Genomic DNA, 14,622 nt, shown 5'->3' with positions numbered 1-14,622 from the left:
GTGCGCGTCCGACACAAACTTCAACACTCGCACGCCGCGCGCTTCCTGCACCGGCGTGCTGCCTGGCCGGACGCCGCCGGCCCTGTTCACTGGAACAACACGCTATGAAACGCATTCTCGGAACGCTTCTGCTCTCGCTCTCGATGGTCGCCGGCGCGGCGCACGCATCGCCGACGGCCCCGGTCGCCGGCAAGGAATACACGGTCCTGAAGCAGGCCCAGCCGGTCACCGTGCCCGCGGGCAAGATCGAAGTGGTCGAATTCTTCTGGTACGGCTGCCCGCACTGCAACGCGCTCGACCCGTTCCTCGAAAGCTGGATCGCCAAGCAAGGCCCGGACATCGTGTTCAAGCGCGTGCCGGTGGCGTTCCGCGACGACTTCATCCCGCATTCGAAGATGTACTACGCGCTTGACGCGCTGGGCCTCGCGCAGAAGCTCACGCCGGCCGTGTTCCATGAGATCCACGTCAACAAGAACTACCTGCTGACGCCGGAAGACCAGGCCAAGTTCCTCGCCACGCAAGGCGTCGACACCAAGAAGTACATGGACGCCTACAACTCGTTCTCGACGCAAAGCGCGCTGCAGCGCGACAAGGGTCTGCTCGACACGTACAAGATCGACGGCGTGCCGACCATCGCGATCCAGGGCAAGTATGAAACCGGCCCGGCGCTGATGCAGGTTTCCGAAGACAAGGCCGATCCGGCCACGCTGCAGGTGATGGACTACATCATTTCGCAGATCCGCGCGAAGAAGATGTGAGCGCGCGCGCCGGTATGACACAACCGCTGAAGGTCTTCATCACCGGCGCGTCGAGCGGCATCGGCGCCGCCCTCGCCGCCGAATACGTGCGGCGCGGCGCCATCCTCGGGCTGGTCGCACGCCGCACCGACGCCCTGGAAGCGTTCCGCCAGTCCCATCCGCAACACCCCATCTCGCTCTATGGCGCCGACGTGCGCGACGCCGATGCGCTCGCCGCCGCAGCGCACGCCTTCGTCGCGGAGCACGGCATGCCCGACGTGGTGATCGCCAACGCGGGCGTGAGCCGCGGCGCGCTCACCGGTCACGGTGATCTCGCCACCTTCCGCGACGTGATGGACACCAACTACTTCGGCATGGTCGCCACCTTCGAGCCGTTCGCCCAGGCGATGGCCGAGGCGAAGCGCGGCACGCTGGTGGGCATCGCCAGCGTGGCGGGCGTGCGCGGGCTGCCGGGCTCGGGCGCGTACAGCGCGTCGAAAGCGGCGGCGTTCGCGTATCTGGAAGCGCTGCGCGTCGAGATGCGGCCGTTCAACGTGCCGGTCGTCACCATCGCGCCGGGCTATATCCGCACGCCGATGACGGCGAAGAACCCGTACCGCATGCCGTTCCTGATGGACGCCGACCGCTTCGCCGCCGCCAGCGCCGATGCGATCGCACGCGGCACCACCTTCGCGGTGTTCCCGTGGCCGATGCGCGTGGTCGCCACGCTGCTGGGCGCGCTGCCGCGCTGGCTCTACGACCGCGCCTTCGAGCGCGCGCCGCGCAAGCCTCGCACGGCGCAGCATTAAGCCACTCTGACTTACCCCTCGCGGCGCATTTTCATGCGCCGCGCGTCATTTCTCTCCTCGATTCGCCCCAGGCCGATCGCACCCCGGATCGCACCCCATATGGGTATGCGGATTAATTTGTTGTCTGGGCAATTTCCCTTCGATAAGCTTTCCCCGATCGGGCCCCGTGCGTGGCCCGCCTTCCATCAGCATCCTCGGCTAAACGGAGATCCCATGCGCTTCACCACGCCCGCTCCCGTGCTCGCCGCCGCGTTCTGCGCGGCGCTCGCCTGCGCGGCCACGCCCGCGCTCGCGAAACCGCTCACGGTCTGCACGGAATCGAGCCCAGACGGCTTCGACGTCGTGCAGTTCAACTCGCTCGTGACGACCAATGCGTCCGCCGACGTGATCTTCAACGCCCTCGTTGCCTACGACGAAGCCCAGAAGAAGGTGATGCCCGCACTCGCGCAGTCGTGGGACGTGAGCGCCGACGGCCTCACCTACACCTTCCATCTGCGCCCGAACGTGCAGTTCCAGACCACCGAATGGTTCAAGCCCACGCGCACGCTCAACGCCGACGACGTGGTCTTCACCTTCGGCCGCATGCTCGACGACAACAATCCGTGGCACAAGGTGGCGGGCGCGAGCGGCTTCCCGCACGCGCAGTCGATGGGTCTCGCGAAACTGGTCAAAGCGGTGACGAAGGTTGATGCGAACACGGTCAAGTTCGAACTCAACGAGCCGAACGCCACCTTCCTGCCGATCCTCTCGATGGGCTTCGCCTCGATCTATTCCGCCGAGTACGCCGACCAGCTGCTTAAGGCCGGCAAGCAGGTCGACCTGAACGCCAAGCCTGTGGGCACCGGCCCCTTCGCGCTCAAGAGCTACACGAAGGACGCCGTGATCCGCTACGACGCGAACCCGTCCTACTGGGGCCCCAAGCCCAAGGTCGACCGCCTGATCTACGCGATCACGCCCGACGCCGCCGTGCGCGCGCAGAAGGTCAAGGCCGGCGAATGCCAGATCGCGCTCTCGCCCAAGCCGCAGGATGTCGCCGATGCGAAATCGGACAAGGCGCTCAAGGTCGTGCAGACGCCGGCCTTCATGACGGCCTTCGTCGCGCTCAACACGCAGAAGAAGCCGCTCGACAACCCGAAGGTGCGCCAGGCGCTGAACCTCGCGTTCGACCGCACGACGTATCTGAAGACGGTGTTCGACAACACCGCCACGCCCGCGACCAACCCGTGGCCGCCCACCACCTGGGGCTACGACAAGTCGATCCAGCCGTATCCGTATGACATTGCGAAGGCGAAGCAACTGCTTGCTGAAGCGGGCGTGCCGAACGGCTTCTCGACCACCATCTGGGTGCGTCCGAACGGCAGCGTGCTCAATCCCAATCCGCGCGCGGGGGCGGAACTGCTGCAGGCCGATTTCGCGAAGATCGGCGTGAAGGCGGAGATCAAGGTGATCGAATGGGGCGAGCTGATCAAGCAGGCCAAGCAGGGCCAGCACGACACGCTGTTCATGGGCTGGGCGGGCGACAACGGCGATCCGGACAACTACCTTTCGCCGCTCTTTAGCTGCAACGCGGTGCAGTCGGGCATCAACTTCGCGCGCTTTTGCGATCCGCAACTCGACAAGCTGATCACCGAAGGCAAGACCACCGCCGATCAGGCCAAACGCGTGAAGCTCTACGACGCCGCGCAGAAGATCATTCACGATCAGGCGCTGTGGATTCCGCTGGGCTATCCGACCGCTTCGGCCATCACGCGCAGCAACGTGAGCGGCTATCAGGTGAGCCCGTTCGGCCGCCAGAACTTCGACGCGGTCGCGGTGCAATAACCACGTTCTGCCGCAATGAAAAAGCCGGGGCATGCCCCGGCTTTTTTACATCCGCGCTGGCGCGCCTTTGACCACGCGCCTGATTTCGTCGTATGCCTGCCGCCACCACGGCGTGCCCACGCGCCGCCGCGTGTCCCAGGCATGATCCTGCAGCGCCACCGCGCGCCACTGCTCCGCATGCGAGCGAAAGCGCGGCACGCCGAAGCTCTCGGGCGCTTCGAACAGATCGAAATACGCGCGCCGGTAGTGCTCAACGAGCACCGCGTCATCGTAGTGCGTCTCCATCCAGCGGCGCGACGCCTGGCCGATTTCATCGCGCAGCCGCTTATCGCCGAGCAGCGCGCGCAGGACGGGCTCGGCCTCTTCCAGCCTTGCGTCCACCCAGGGCAGCTCCACCGCGCCCGTGAGCGCGCGCAATTGGGCCTGCACGCGCGCATCCAGATGGCCGACTACCGGCTTGCCCTGAGCCAGCGATTCGAGGCCGCTCAGGTGATAGTTGCCGGTCACGCATTCGTCGACGGCCAGCGCGGCACACTGCTTCAGACGCAGACATTCGTCGTGCGGCGTATTCATGATCGTGCGCACGCGGCATAGCCCCTTGCGTTCAAGACGGCGCAGCAGCGCGAGCGTCTGCGGCGCGCCCTTGGTTTCCCAGCGCGTCTTCCAGGCGCTGGCGCGGCCGCTTGGCGCATAGACGACCAGAGGCGGCCCGTCGTCGGCTTCGGGCGCTTGCTGATAGCGCTCATCGCGAATCGGCACGAGATTGGGCACCACGCGCGCGAACGGATAGTAGCGCTCAGGGCCCTGCGCGATCACGAGCTGCGGCACCGGGTCCGTGACGATGCGCGTGAGCAGATCGCGATCGTGCTTCGCCCACAGCGCGGGCGCGGAGTGATATTGCCGGATCAGCTTGCGCGCGCGCACGCGGCGCGCCACCTCCGCACCAAAGGTCTCGTCGATGGAAAAGTGCTGATGAAGATGGATGACGTCGGCGGCGTTGATGACGGCCAGTGCTTCGTCGCGCTGCGTGCGCCAGTCGATATCGACAGCGAACGTGCGCGTGCCGTAGGCCTGCGCGTTGAACACGACATGACGCGCTTCGATATCCGTGTGCGTGTTGAGTGCAGCGACGATATTGCCGGGACTGCCCGCTACCGGCGTATTCGAAAGATGGACGACCCGCATGGCGCTCACGCTAGCGCCAAGGCCGGCTCGCGCGCGCCCGCATTCGCACGCTGGCGCTCAGCGCCGTGTACGAGGGACTGCCAGCGCAGCTTCGGGAAAATATCGTCGCCCAGCGCGCTCTCCAGCGAGAGATTGCACACGTCGATCCCGCGTCGTGCAAGCAGCGCAGCCGCGTGACGAAACGACGGCTCGATAAAGTCCGCGAAATTCTCGTCGAGATAACTGGGTTGCATGTCGCCTGCCGATTCGTAGAAACGCGGCGTGCGTTTCGTGGCGGCCAGATCGACGCCATGCAGATAGAGCCGCTTGAAACCGAGTGCCGCCAGCACCTGCAAGCCCGCATAAGCAACAGTACGGCCGTCGAACACACCGCGCCGCAAATCCAGACTGAAGCCAAGCGGCTGCGGCGCGTCGAAAAGCTGAAGTGCGCGCGCGCCATAAATCGCCTGCAATTCACACGACTTCGGCGCGCGACGTCCGGCGGGAAACAGCATATCGTCGAGAATGAACACGCGGCAACGAAGACGCTCGATGCCAAAACGCTCGGCGATATGCCAGAGCACGAGCGGCGTGGCAAACAACGTGAGCGGTTCGGCAATCACGCGCTCGACCAGATCGGGCCGATTGCGCACGAAACCCGTATCGACGATGCAGTAATAGTCGAAGCGCACGCCGTGTTTCGCGGCGAGCGCAATCGCACCATTTACGCCGAGCACGTGCGACATCGGCAGTGCGCGGTAATCGATGCTATTGACCGACGGGCCAGTTGCGATCAGATGGCATTCGCGCGTTTCATCGCTTAATTCAGGCTGGATTGCAATCTGGGCATTCACGCACGCGAGCGAGCGCGAACGAATGCGCATGCCCGCAAGCCGTCCCGCTGCGTCGCGTTCGAGCGTCACGCCATGCGCAAGACGTTCGTTATGGCGCCACGCGCGCGTATGCGTATAGCGATAAAGCAGCTTGAAAAATGTGTTGCCAGCACGCCTGACCGGCGAAATAGTTGCATTCGCAACATGTTTCGTTTCGCCGCGAGCGTGCGACGAACGGATGGCGTTGCCTTCGATGATCATTGCTCTGCCTTGCAACGGCGCGAGGCTGGTTGCCTTTCGCCACAGTAAGACGCGAGTCTAGGGTTTTAGACCGTTACATAGGTTACGTGAGAGAGGCAGCTTATTACGGTTATTTACGGGTTGTTGCGAATTCTGCATGAAAGCCCTACGTAACGCGTTTCCGCAATGCGCAAAAATTTGCATCAGCGCTGGCCACTTTCACGCGATCCGAAAATCCCGCGCCATCCACTATGAGCGCTTGTTTTCAAGGCATTTTATGGGTCGCTACCGCGTCATCCATCCCTTACTGAATTGCTTCAAGTCGAGATCATTGTTGCAGATTCGTAATTTAGAAGACCGCGGCGCACGCTAGATTGGAGTCGTCCATTCATCGAACGCCAGGAGGCCCGAATGAACAAGAAACTCATCGCCGCATTGGGTGCGGGTGCAACGATTCTCGCTATTTCGCAAACGGCAATGGCGGGTGTGTCAGTGGGCGTCGCGATCGGTGCGCCTGCGCCTGTCTACGCTGCGCCCGCGCCGGCTTACGTGGGCTGGCACGACGATCGACGCTGGGAAGAACGCCGCTGGCATGAACATCAATGGCAGGAACGCCATTGGGACGATCATCGTTGGGGTGGCGACCGCCGCTGGGGCGATCGCCATGACGACTACGGCTATCGCCGCTGGTAATCACGTGAATTACGCCATGATGTGCGCGCCGCCGTCGACGTAGACCGTATTGCCGGTCAGACGGCGGGCGTAGCGTGTCGCCAGATAAGCGGTCGCATAGCCGACGTCCATGATGTCGACGAGTTCGCCCAACGGCGCGCGCTCGACCGCATCGGCCAGCATGCGGTCGAAATCGGGCAAGCCAGAGGCCGCCCGCGTCTTCAGCGGCCCCGGCGATACGGCATGCACACGAATACCGCGCGGCCCAAGTTCATACGCCAGATAACGGCATGACGCTTCCAGCGCGGCCTTTACCGGCCCCATCAGGTTGTAATTCGGCACGACGCGATTCGCGCCGTCGTAACTCATCGCGAACAGCGTGCCGCCATTGTTCATCAGCGGCACGGATCGCTTAGCCATCCGAATGAATGAATGGCACGACACATCCATCGCATAGGCAAAGCCTTGCGCCGAGGAATCGAGCAGGCCGCCTTGCAGATCGGCTTTCGGCGCGTAGGCGATGGAGTGCAGCATGATGTCGAGCGTGCCCCATTGTTCGCGCAATGCATCGAACACCGCGTCGAGCTGCGCATCGTCCTCGACATTCAGCGGCAACAGCATCGTCGCGCCGAGTTCTTTGGCGAGCGGCTCGACGTAGGGTTTGGCCTTGTCGTTGAGATAGGTGAGCGCGAGTTCCGCGCCAAGTTCCGCGAAAGCGCGCGCGCAGCCGTAGGCGATCGATTCGGCGTTCGCCACGCCGGTCACCAGCGCACGCATGCCGGCGAGCGGGCGGTCGGAAGAAGTCTGCATGGCTGACCTCGTTGACGGTTAAGGTTGCATTCACAACGAAATGAAAAAGCGCGAGGCGGCTAGCTTGAGCCAGCCGCCCCGCGCTTGCTTGTCGCTTACTCGCCCGCGCGCGATGCCCGGCGACGCGCCGCGGCAGGACTTGCGGCGCGCGTCGCCGACGGCGCATTGGTCGTGCGAGAACCACGCGCGGCGGAAGCCTTGGCGGCCGGCGCTTTCGGCTCGGGCGCGGCAACGGCTTGCGCCGCCGCGGCAGCCGCCGCCTTCACCTTCGAGGCCGGACGCGCGGCGCGCTTCGGCTTCTCCGCCACCACGGGCGCGGCTTTTTCGACAACGGCGGGCTTGACGACCTTCCTGGCCACGGCGCGTGTCCGCGCCGGTGCGACAGGCTTCGCAGCCTTCACGTCGACATGCGCAGCAGGAGCCACAGGCGCAGACGCCGCTGCGGCGCCTTGTGAGCCCGTGGGAGCGGTTTGCGTGTCGGCGCCTGGCTTGCCCCCTTCAGCGCCCCCCGTGCCGCCTGCCCCACCGCTTCCCGGCGGCGGCGGCAGGGCGTCCTTCTCACTGCCCGGCTCCAGGCCCAGCACGCGCTGCACTTCGGCAAAGCGCTGGGCGCGCTCGCCTTCGAGCGGCTCATAGGCGGTCGCCACCTGATACACCACCGCCATCAGCGTGCGGCGCGTGCGCGTATCGGGCACGAGATCGGGCAACGCATTGATGGCGGCTTGCGCATCGAGCTGCACGATCGCGCCCTGGCGGCGCGCCGCATCCTTGAGTTCGGCGATGCTCGGCTGCCGGTCGCCCAGATACTCGCGGCCCAGTTCGCGCATGCGCTGGAACGGGCGGTACTGCACCACATGCATTTCGTCGGCGAGATAGGCCAGTACGCGCATGAACGCATCGAGCAGCGATCCGTTGTGCAGATGCGCACGCGCCGCACGCAGGCGCGTCTGCGCGAGTTCCTTGCGTAGCGCCGAAAGCGGCGGCGCGATCGGATCGAGCGGCGTATTCGGCGCGACGCCCACCCAGGCCTGCACCCACGGCGCCGTGTAGAGGCTGTAGAAGGTGCGCTCGACCCACGCGTCGCGCGCATCGCGATACGCGTCCCACGCGCCTTCAATGCTCGCCGATACCTGCTTTTCAATCAGCGTGAAGGGATTGTCCGGCGCGGCCGGTTTGCGATGCGCGCGCACCGCTTCGGCGATGGCGGGCAGCACGCCCAGCGCCGGGTTCGCGTCGCTGAACATGCTGCGCTCCACCCGCGACGGATGCGTTTCGCGCAGCAGATGCGCCGTCAGCGCATTGCTCGACCCGCGCACGACCGGCGAAACGAACAGGTCATAGATGCGCTGATTGTTCTCGGCGAACCGGCGCACGACTTCGAACGGCTGTTCGTCGTCGCGGCCATCGTCGAGCGCGAGCACATCCTCGATCGACCGGCGCTCGAAGCGGATCTCGTAACGCCCTTCGATCGCATCGAGACGGCCCGCTTCCGGCGTCGTATCGGTGATCTTCGCCTCGTACAGTCCCGGCGGCAGCACGTCGATCAGATCAAGCGCCGAAAACAGTTCGGTGTGCTCTTTATTCGCCACGCTTGCGGAAACGAAAATCCCCAGGTGGCCCACCTTGTCGTGCAGGCAATAGACGATCACCTGCTCGTTAGCGACGATTTCATCGACGCTGGCATAAAGATCGGGAATCCAGTTGAGCGCCTGTTGCGGCGGCGTGATGTTGTCGCCCCACGAGGCCAGCACGATGATCGGCGTGCGGATATTGCGCAGATCCACCGGCGAGCGCGCGTTCTTCGCGTACACCTCGTTACGCGTGAGGTGATTGCCGACGAACAGGTTCTGCACGATCCAGTCGATTTCCGCGCGATTGAGCTGGAAATGGCCGCCCCACCAGCGCTCGAATTCGAGGAAGCGCTCGCGCTCGGTATCTACTCGCGCGTAGAGGTTGTAGAGCTTGCCCCAGAACGTATTGGCGGGATTCAGGTTCTCGAAGTTCTGTACCAGATACGCGCCGTCGAAGTGGCCATCGCCCAGATCGGCGGCCAGCGACGAGGCCCACGAGCCGCCCAGCATGCCGCCCGAATAGCGCATCGGATTTTTGCCGATCACACCGGCCCAATAAGAAAGCGGCGAACCTGCCAGCATCAGCGGGCCGACCAGCGAAGGCGCGGAGGCCGCGAGCAGCGCGGCGGCCCAGCCGCCCTGGCAGTTGCCGATCACGAAGGGCAGGCCGTCGGCGTCGGCGTGCAGTTCGCGCACCTTGCGCAGGAACACGGCTTCGGCCTTGCCAACCGATTCGATCGTCTGCGTTTCGGTCGGCACCGGGAAGAAGGTCACGAAATAGCAGGGATGGCCCTTGCGCAGCGCGATGCCCACTTCGCTATCCATCTTGAAGCCGGCGATGCCAGGGCCATGCCCCGCGCGCGGATCGATCACCACGAACGGTCGCATGCGCGGATCGGTCTGCACGCCCTCCTCCGGCTTGATGCGCAGGAGTGCGTAATTGCAGGGATCGTCGAGTTCGCGGCCATCGACGATCACGTCGTAGTCGAACGCGAGCACCGGCGGCATGCCGGCCTTCTCATGGAGATAGGTCTGGTTGCCGCGCTCGCGCAGCACGTCGAGGAACAGCACGCTGCGCTGCCAGGCGTCGAACAGGTAGTCGAACAGCGGCTGGATCGCAGCGGGCGCGGCCTCCGGCAATCTGGGCGCGGCGGGCAGGCTGGCCGCCGCCGATGGCTCGCGCGTCAAGGCGAAGCCGCCGAACGGCGCGGTGGCCTGCGAGATCGCGCTCTGCCACGCGTTGCCGAGCACGTTGCCGAACGCGGATTGCGCGGCTCCGGCCGATTCGGCAAAAGCATCGGCGATGGGCTGGAATGGCGGCAGGGTCTGAAACGCGGAGAAGGACGAAAGTGACGGGAGCGGCCAGAGGGGCCAGAACGGCGCGGCGGGTGTGGAAGACGCCGAGGTGGAAGGCGTAGATGCAGACGAGGAAGCGGACGAGAGGGCGGAAACTGCCACGACACGAATCTCCTTTAACGGGGCGCGCGTCGCGCAACAGCCAGGCACAGGCGAGCGCACGCGGCAGTCATGCTGCACTGCAAAAGTCCAATCTAGGCAGCGCCTCGCGGAAAGTCAAGGCGGGCCGGATCGCACTGCCGGGTTACGAACGGACCATGATCGCGCCGTGGCATGAATGCGGCGTGACAACAAACATGTCGATGCGCGCGGCGCTTTGCTGCATGGCCCGCGCCGGGCCAACGCGAGATCATGCGGGATGCATGTGAAGTCCCTTGCGCCGGCCACGGTCGGCCATGTTGAGCGCTCGTCAAAGCGCGCTGGACTACACTATTTGCGCTTTGCGCGGCGCAGCATGACCGTGCGAAATTGGGGACCCGCATTGCTGCACGCGCGGCCCTTGCCGGTTGTCCACAACGGCTGCCCTCGCCGTCGTCACATTCGCGTTCGAACATGCCTTGCGTGGAGCCTGAAATGACTACAACGCCCGACAAGTACTCGATCCTGCTGTCGCGTTGCGCGGGTCTTGCGCCCGTGCCCACTGCGGTTGCCCATCCCTGCGACGTGTCGTCGCTCACGGGTGCGCTCGACGCCGCCAATCTGGGCCTGATCGCGCCGATTCTCGTCGGTCCCGAGGCGAAGATCCGTTCGGTCGCGCAGGAGGCCAATCTCTCGCTCGATAACGTGACGATCGTCGATGTGCCGCACAGCCACGCCGCCGCCGCGCGCGCCGTGCTCGCGGTGCGATCGGGCGAGGCCGAGCTGCTGATGAAAGGCAGCCTGCACACCGACGAACTGCTACACGAAGTGGCGTCCGGCAGCAACGGACTGCGCACGGAGCGGCGTCTTTCGCATGTGTTCGCGATGGATGTGCCCACGTACCACAAGCCGCTCTTCATCACCGACGCCGCCGTCAACATCTTCCCCAAGCTCGCCGACAAGGCCGACATCGTGCGCAACGCCATCGATCTGGTGCAGGCGCTGGGCATCCCCACGCCGAAGGTGGCGATCCTCGCCGCGGTCGAAACGGTCTCCGACAAGATGCCTTCGACCATCGACGCCGCCGCGCTGTGCAAGATGGCCGATCGCGGTCAGATCGAAGGCGGCCTGCTCGACGGACCGCTTGCCTTCGACAACGCCATCAGCACCGAAGCCGCGCGCATCAAGGGCATCCATTCGCCGGTTGCGGGCGACCCCGACATCCTGCTGGTGCCGGACCTGGAAGCCGGCAACATGCTCGCCAAGCAGCTGACCTTCCTCGCGGGCGCAGGCGCGGCGGGTATCGTGCTGGGCGCGCGCGTGCCCATCATCCTCACGAGCCGCGCGGACACGGTGCGCTCGCGCATCGGCAGTTGCGCCATCGCGGTGCTGCTCGCCCATGCGCGGCGCGCGCGACAGAACGCAGAGGTGCTGTAAATGAGCGTCGACAACTCCCACGCCCACGAGCACGGCGAAGGCCAGATCGTGCTGGTCGTCAACGCCGGTTCGTCGAGCATCAAGTGCTCGGTGTATCGCGTGATCGACGATCCGAACGTGCAAGCCGGCGCGCGCGCGATCCTTGGCGCGGGTGGGCAGATCGAGGGCATCGGCGTGGCGCCGCGTCTGGAAGCGCATATGGCCGACGGCCGCCTGATCGTCGACCAGAAGTTTCCCGTCGCGCAGGTCGCCGATCACGACGCCGCGTTCCGCTTGCTGCGCCTCGTGCTCGCGGTGGGTTTGCGCGACACGCCGCCCGCTGCGATCGGCCATCGCGTCGTGCATGGCGGCGCGCATTTCAAGGACGCGACGCTCATCGACGATCAGGTGATCACCGAACTCGACTCGCTCACGCCGCTCGCGCCGCTGCATCAGCCGCACAATCTCGCGGCGATCCGCGCGGTGCGTATTGCCGCGCCCGAACTGCCGCAAGTGGCCTGCTTCGATACGGCGTTTCACGCGGGCAACGACATCATGGCGCAGCTTTTCGCGCTGCCCTATCACTACTACGAGGAAGGCGTGCGCCGCTACGGCTTCCATGGCCTCTCCTACGAGTACATCGCTCATCATCTGCACGCCGTCGCGCCCGATATCGCGCGCGGTCGCGTGGTGGTCGCGCATCTGGGCAACGGCGCGAGCCTGTGTGCGATGCACGACGGCAAGAGCGTGGAAACCACCATGGGCCTCACCGCGCTCGACGGCCTGCCGATGGGCACGCGCTGCGGCGCGCTCGACGCGGGCGCAGTGCTGTGGATGATGGAACGCGGCATGGGCCATGACGAGATCCAGAAGCTGCTGTATCACGACTCGGGCCTCAAAGGCCTCTCGGGCGTGAGCAGCGACATGCGCGAACTGCTGGCGAGCGACAGCGCGCAGGCGAAGCTCGCCATCGACTTCTACACGTACCGGATCGCGCAGGAAGTGGGCAAGCTTGCTGTGGTGATGGGCGGGCTGGATGCGCTGGTGTTTACGGCCGGGATCGGCCAGCACGCGCCGCAGATTCGCGCGCAGGTGTGCGAGCGGCTTGCGCCGCTATTCGGCATTGCGCTGGACAGCGCTGCCAACGAAGCGGGCAAAGAGCGCGTCGCCGCGCGCGATAGCCGCGTGCCGGTGTTTGCCGTGCGTACCGATGAAGAAGGGATGATTGCGCTGCATACCGCGCGCCTGTTGCGTGAGGCGCGCGCGCATTGAGCCGGACGTTGCGCCTGGGATTCAGGCGTATTTAAGGCGCGCTTCGATGTCGTAGGCGACGCTTTCCTCGTCACCCTCTTCGTCGCGAAGTCTGCGCGGCGCTTCGCAATGCACCAGCGTATCGACGAAATACTTGGCGCGTGGCCAGGGCCCGAAGCCCGCCGCCGTGTTGATATGCCCCGCATCGCCAAGATTCACGAATGCGCTGCCCAGTTGCCGCGCAAGGCGCTGCGCGCCGTCGAGCGACATCCACGGGTCGGTTTCGCTGCCGATCAGAATCGACGGCACTTTCAGACGCCGCGCCTCGAACGGCCCGGCAAAGCGGAACTTTTCCGGGCTCGCGGGCGCGACGAACAACACGCCCGCCACATCGGCGGACAATAAGTCTTGTTGCAGCGCGTAAGCGGTCACGAGGCAGCCGAAGCTGTGCGCCGCGAGCAGAAATGGCCCGCGTTCGCGTGCCAGCAATTGCGCGAGCGCGCGGCTCCACACCGCCAGGTCCGGCGCGTCCCAGTCGTCCTGTTCGACGCGCAGCGAGCGCGGGAACTGGCGCTCCAGCCAGCTTTGCCAATGCGCCCCGTCGCTGCCATGCAGGCCCGGCACGGTGACGAGTCTCGGCGGCCAACGTGATTGTGCGCACGAAAGCATGATTTTTTCCTCGCTTCGACGGATCGTGGAGCGATTGTGATCTGCACCCGGCGCGCGCCGAACCAATTTTTTTTGCTTAGCTTTTTCGCGGCCCCGCGATGGTGCGGCGCGGCGTGCTGCGTTTCGGGCGCTGCGGGAGAAAGCGCGACGGCTTCCGGCACGAAAAAGTAGAATGTGGCCACCGACTTTGCCACGCGATTTCGAGGGATACGTATCACGATGAAGATTCTGTTCTGGCTCCCGCAATCCGATGCTTCCGGCTGGCTCTCCGCCCTCGCGCGCGCCCTGCCGAACGCCGAACTGCGCGAATGGCAGCCCGGCGACACCGCCCCCGCCGATTTCGCCGTGGTCTGGCACCCGCCGCGCGAGATGTTCGCCGCGTCGCGCGGCCTGCGCGCCGTGTTCAACCTGGGCGCGGGCGTCGACGCCATCCTCGCGCTCGAACGTGCGCATCCCGGCACGCTGCCGCAGGATGCGCTGCTCGTGCGTCTTGAAGATTCGGGCATGGCGCCGCAAATGGCCGAATACGTGCAGCATGCGGTGCTGCGCTATCTGCGCCGCTTCGACGACTACGCGCAGCAACAGGCGCGCCGCGAATGGCACGTGCTCGCGCCGCATCCCGTCGAAACCTTCACCGTGGGCGTGCTCGGTCTGGGCGTGCTGGGCTCGCAGGTCGCGCGCGCGGTGGCGTCGCTGGGCGTGCCGGTGCGCGGCTTTGCGCGCAGCGCGAAAGCGATCGACGGAATCGAAACGTTTTCGGGCGAATTGCGCAGCCCGCAGTTCGACGCCTTTCTCGACGATGTCAAAGTGCTCGTCAATCTGCTGCCCGCCACGCCCGATACCCACGACATTCTCAACGCCGACACCTTCGGCAAGCTCGCGCGCGGTGCGTATGTGGTGAATGTCGCGCGCGGCACGCATCTGGTCGAACAGGACCTGCTCGATGCGCTGGCGAACGGCACGCTCGCGGGCGCCACGCTCGACGTGTTCCGCACCGAACCGCTGCCGCCAGAGCATCCGTTCTGGCTGGAGCCGCGCATCACGATTACGCCGCATAGCTCGGCGCTCACGCTGCGCGAGGAAGCGGTTTCGCAGATCGCGGACAAGATCGAAGCGCTCGCGCGCGGCGAAACCGTGAGCGGCGTCGTGCATATCAAGCGCGGGTATTGAGTCGCTGAATGAGTCGCTGAATGAG

The 14,622-nt window shown here is 65.3% G+C and carries 12 protein-coding genes; 7 read left to right on the top strand and 5 right to left on the bottom strand.

The window, feature by feature from the left end:
* Window positions 1–104: 104 nt before the first annotated feature.
* The 3 genes from F3J17_RS23080 (at window position 105) to F3J17_RS23070 (ending at window position 3,367) form a co-directional block, all read left to right on the top strand.
* The gene (locus F3J17_RS23080; RefSeq protein ID WP_167064215.1) at window positions 105–758 is read left to right on the top strand and encodes a thiol:disulfide interchange protein DsbA/DsbL; all 654 of its coding nucleotides are present in this window, start codon (window positions 105–107) and stop codon (window positions 756–758) included.
* 14 nt (window positions 759–772) lie between these two features.
* A complete protein-coding gene (locus F3J17_RS23075; RefSeq protein WP_167064213.1) occupies window positions 773–1,546 on the top strand; it encodes an SDR family oxidoreductase in 774 nt (257 codons plus the stop codon).
* Between the two features lie 213 nt (window positions 1,547–1,759).
* Entirely contained in the window at window positions 1,760–3,367 is a 1,608-nt protein-coding gene (locus F3J17_RS23070) for an ABC transporter substrate-binding protein (RefSeq protein ID WP_167064210.1), read from the top strand.
* Window positions 3,368–3,412: 45 nt separating this feature from the next.
* Here F3J17_RS23070 and F3J17_RS23065 read toward each other — a convergent pair whose 3' ends face one another.
* Complete coding sequence (locus F3J17_RS23065; RefSeq protein WP_167064207.1) at window positions 3,413–4,561, bottom strand: glycosyltransferase family 4 protein; 1,149 nt, start codon at window positions 4,559–4,561, stop codon at window positions 3,413–3,415.
* Window positions 4,558–5,625: a hypothetical protein gene (locus tag F3J17_RS23060; protein ID WP_167064204.1), complete on the bottom strand. Its 1,068-nt coding sequence runs from the start codon at window positions 5,623–5,625 to the stop codon at window positions 4,558–4,560. The genes F3J17_RS23065 and F3J17_RS23060 overlap by 4 nt, the downstream gene beginning before the upstream one ends.
* Window positions 5,626–6,015: 390 nt before the next feature.
* Between F3J17_RS23060 and F3J17_RS23055 the strand changes: the two genes are divergently transcribed.
* A complete protein-coding gene (locus F3J17_RS23055) occupies window positions 6,016–6,297 on the top strand; it encodes a hypothetical protein (protein WP_167064201.1) in 282 nt (93 codons plus the stop codon).
* 9 nt (window positions 6,298–6,306) lie between these two features.
* Here F3J17_RS23055 and fabI read toward each other — a convergent pair whose 3' ends face one another.
* Together fabI and F3J17_RS23045 are read right to left on the bottom strand one after the other, a co-directional pair.
* Window positions 6,307–7,086, bottom strand: a complete 780-nt coding sequence (gene fabI, locus F3J17_RS23050; protein ID WP_167064198.1) for an enoyl-ACP reductase FabI — start codon at window positions 7,084–7,086, stop codon at window positions 6,307–6,309.
* 95 nt (window positions 7,087–7,181) lie between these two features.
* Entirely contained in the window at window positions 7,182–10,115 is a 2,934-nt protein-coding gene (locus F3J17_RS23045) for a DUF3141 domain-containing protein (RefSeq protein ID WP_345891236.1), read from the bottom strand.
* A 450-nt stretch (window positions 10,116–10,565) separates the two neighbouring features.
* Between F3J17_RS23045 and F3J17_RS23040 the strand changes: the two genes are divergently transcribed.
* Together F3J17_RS23040 and F3J17_RS23035 are read left to right on the top strand one after the other, a co-directional pair.
* Window positions 10,566–11,528: a bifunctional enoyl-CoA hydratase/phosphate acetyltransferase gene (locus F3J17_RS23040; RefSeq protein WP_167064195.1), complete on the top strand. Its 963-nt coding sequence runs from the start codon at window positions 10,566–10,568 to the stop codon at window positions 11,526–11,528.
* Entirely contained in the window at window positions 11,529–12,779 is a 1,251-nt protein-coding gene (locus F3J17_RS23035; protein ID WP_167064192.1) for an acetate/propionate family kinase, read from the top strand.
* Between the two features lie 21 nt (window positions 12,780–12,800).
* Here the strand turns inward: F3J17_RS23035 and F3J17_RS23030 are convergent, their stop codons facing one another.
* Entirely contained in the window at window positions 12,801–13,427 is a 627-nt protein-coding gene (locus F3J17_RS23030) for an alpha/beta hydrolase (RefSeq protein WP_167064189.1), read from the bottom strand.
* Between the two features lie 219 nt (window positions 13,428–13,646).
* On the opposite strand from F3J17_RS23030, the gene F3J17_RS23025 reads away from it, so the two are divergent.
* A complete protein-coding gene (locus tag F3J17_RS23025) occupies window positions 13,647–14,597 on the top strand; it encodes a glyoxylate/hydroxypyruvate reductase A (protein ID WP_167064187.1) in 951 nt (316 codons plus the stop codon).
* Window positions 14,598–14,622: the final 25 nt, after the last annotated feature.

It is taken from the genome of Burkholderia sp. Ax-1719 (genome assembly GCF_011753055.1).
Taxonomy (GTDB): Bacteria; Pseudomonadota; Gammaproteobacteria; order Burkholderiales; family Burkholderiaceae; genus Paraburkholderia.
The sequence above is the reverse complement of the archived record's forward strand: the minus strand, read 5'-3'. Positions and strand labels throughout refer to the sequence as shown.

Bases quoted from the DNA above. Each gene is read 5' to 3' on its own strand.
- F3J17_RS23035 (WP_167064192.1), top strand. From the start codon at position 11,529: ATGAGCGTCGACAACTCCCACGCCCACGAGCACGGCGAAGGCCAGATC.
- F3J17_RS23030 (WP_167064189.1), bottom strand. From the start codon at position 13,427: ATGCTTTCGTGCGCACAATCACGTTGGCCGCCGAGACTCGTCACCGTG.
- F3J17_RS23080 (WP_167064215.1), top strand. From the start codon at position 105: ATGAAACGCATTCTCGGAACGCTTCTGCTCTCGCTCTCGATGGTCGCC.
- fabI (WP_167064198.1), bottom strand. From the start codon at position 7,086: ATGCAGACTTCTTCCGACCGCCCGCTCGCCGGCATGCGTGCGCTGGTG.
- F3J17_RS23070 (WP_167064210.1), top strand. From the start codon at position 1,760: ATGCGCTTCACCACGCCCGCTCCCGTGCTCGCCGCCGCGTTCTGCGCG.
- F3J17_RS23075 (WP_167064213.1), top strand. From the start codon at position 773: ATGACACAACCGCTGAAGGTCTTCATCACCGGCGCGTCGAGCGGCATC.
- F3J17_RS23040 (WP_167064195.1), top strand. From the start codon at position 10,566: ATGCCTTGCGTGGAGCCTGAAATGACTACAACGCCCGACAAGTACTCG.
- F3J17_RS23055 (WP_167064201.1), top strand. From the start codon at position 6,016: ATGAACAAGAAACTCATCGCCGCATTGGGTGCGGGTGCAACGATTCTC.
- F3J17_RS23060 (WP_167064204.1), bottom strand. From the start codon at position 5,625: ATGATCATCGAAGGCAACGCCATCCGTTCGTCGCACGCTCGCGGCGAA.
- F3J17_RS23025 (WP_167064187.1), top strand. From the start codon at position 13,647: ATGAAGATTCTGTTCTGGCTCCCGCAATCCGATGCTTCCGGCTGGCTC.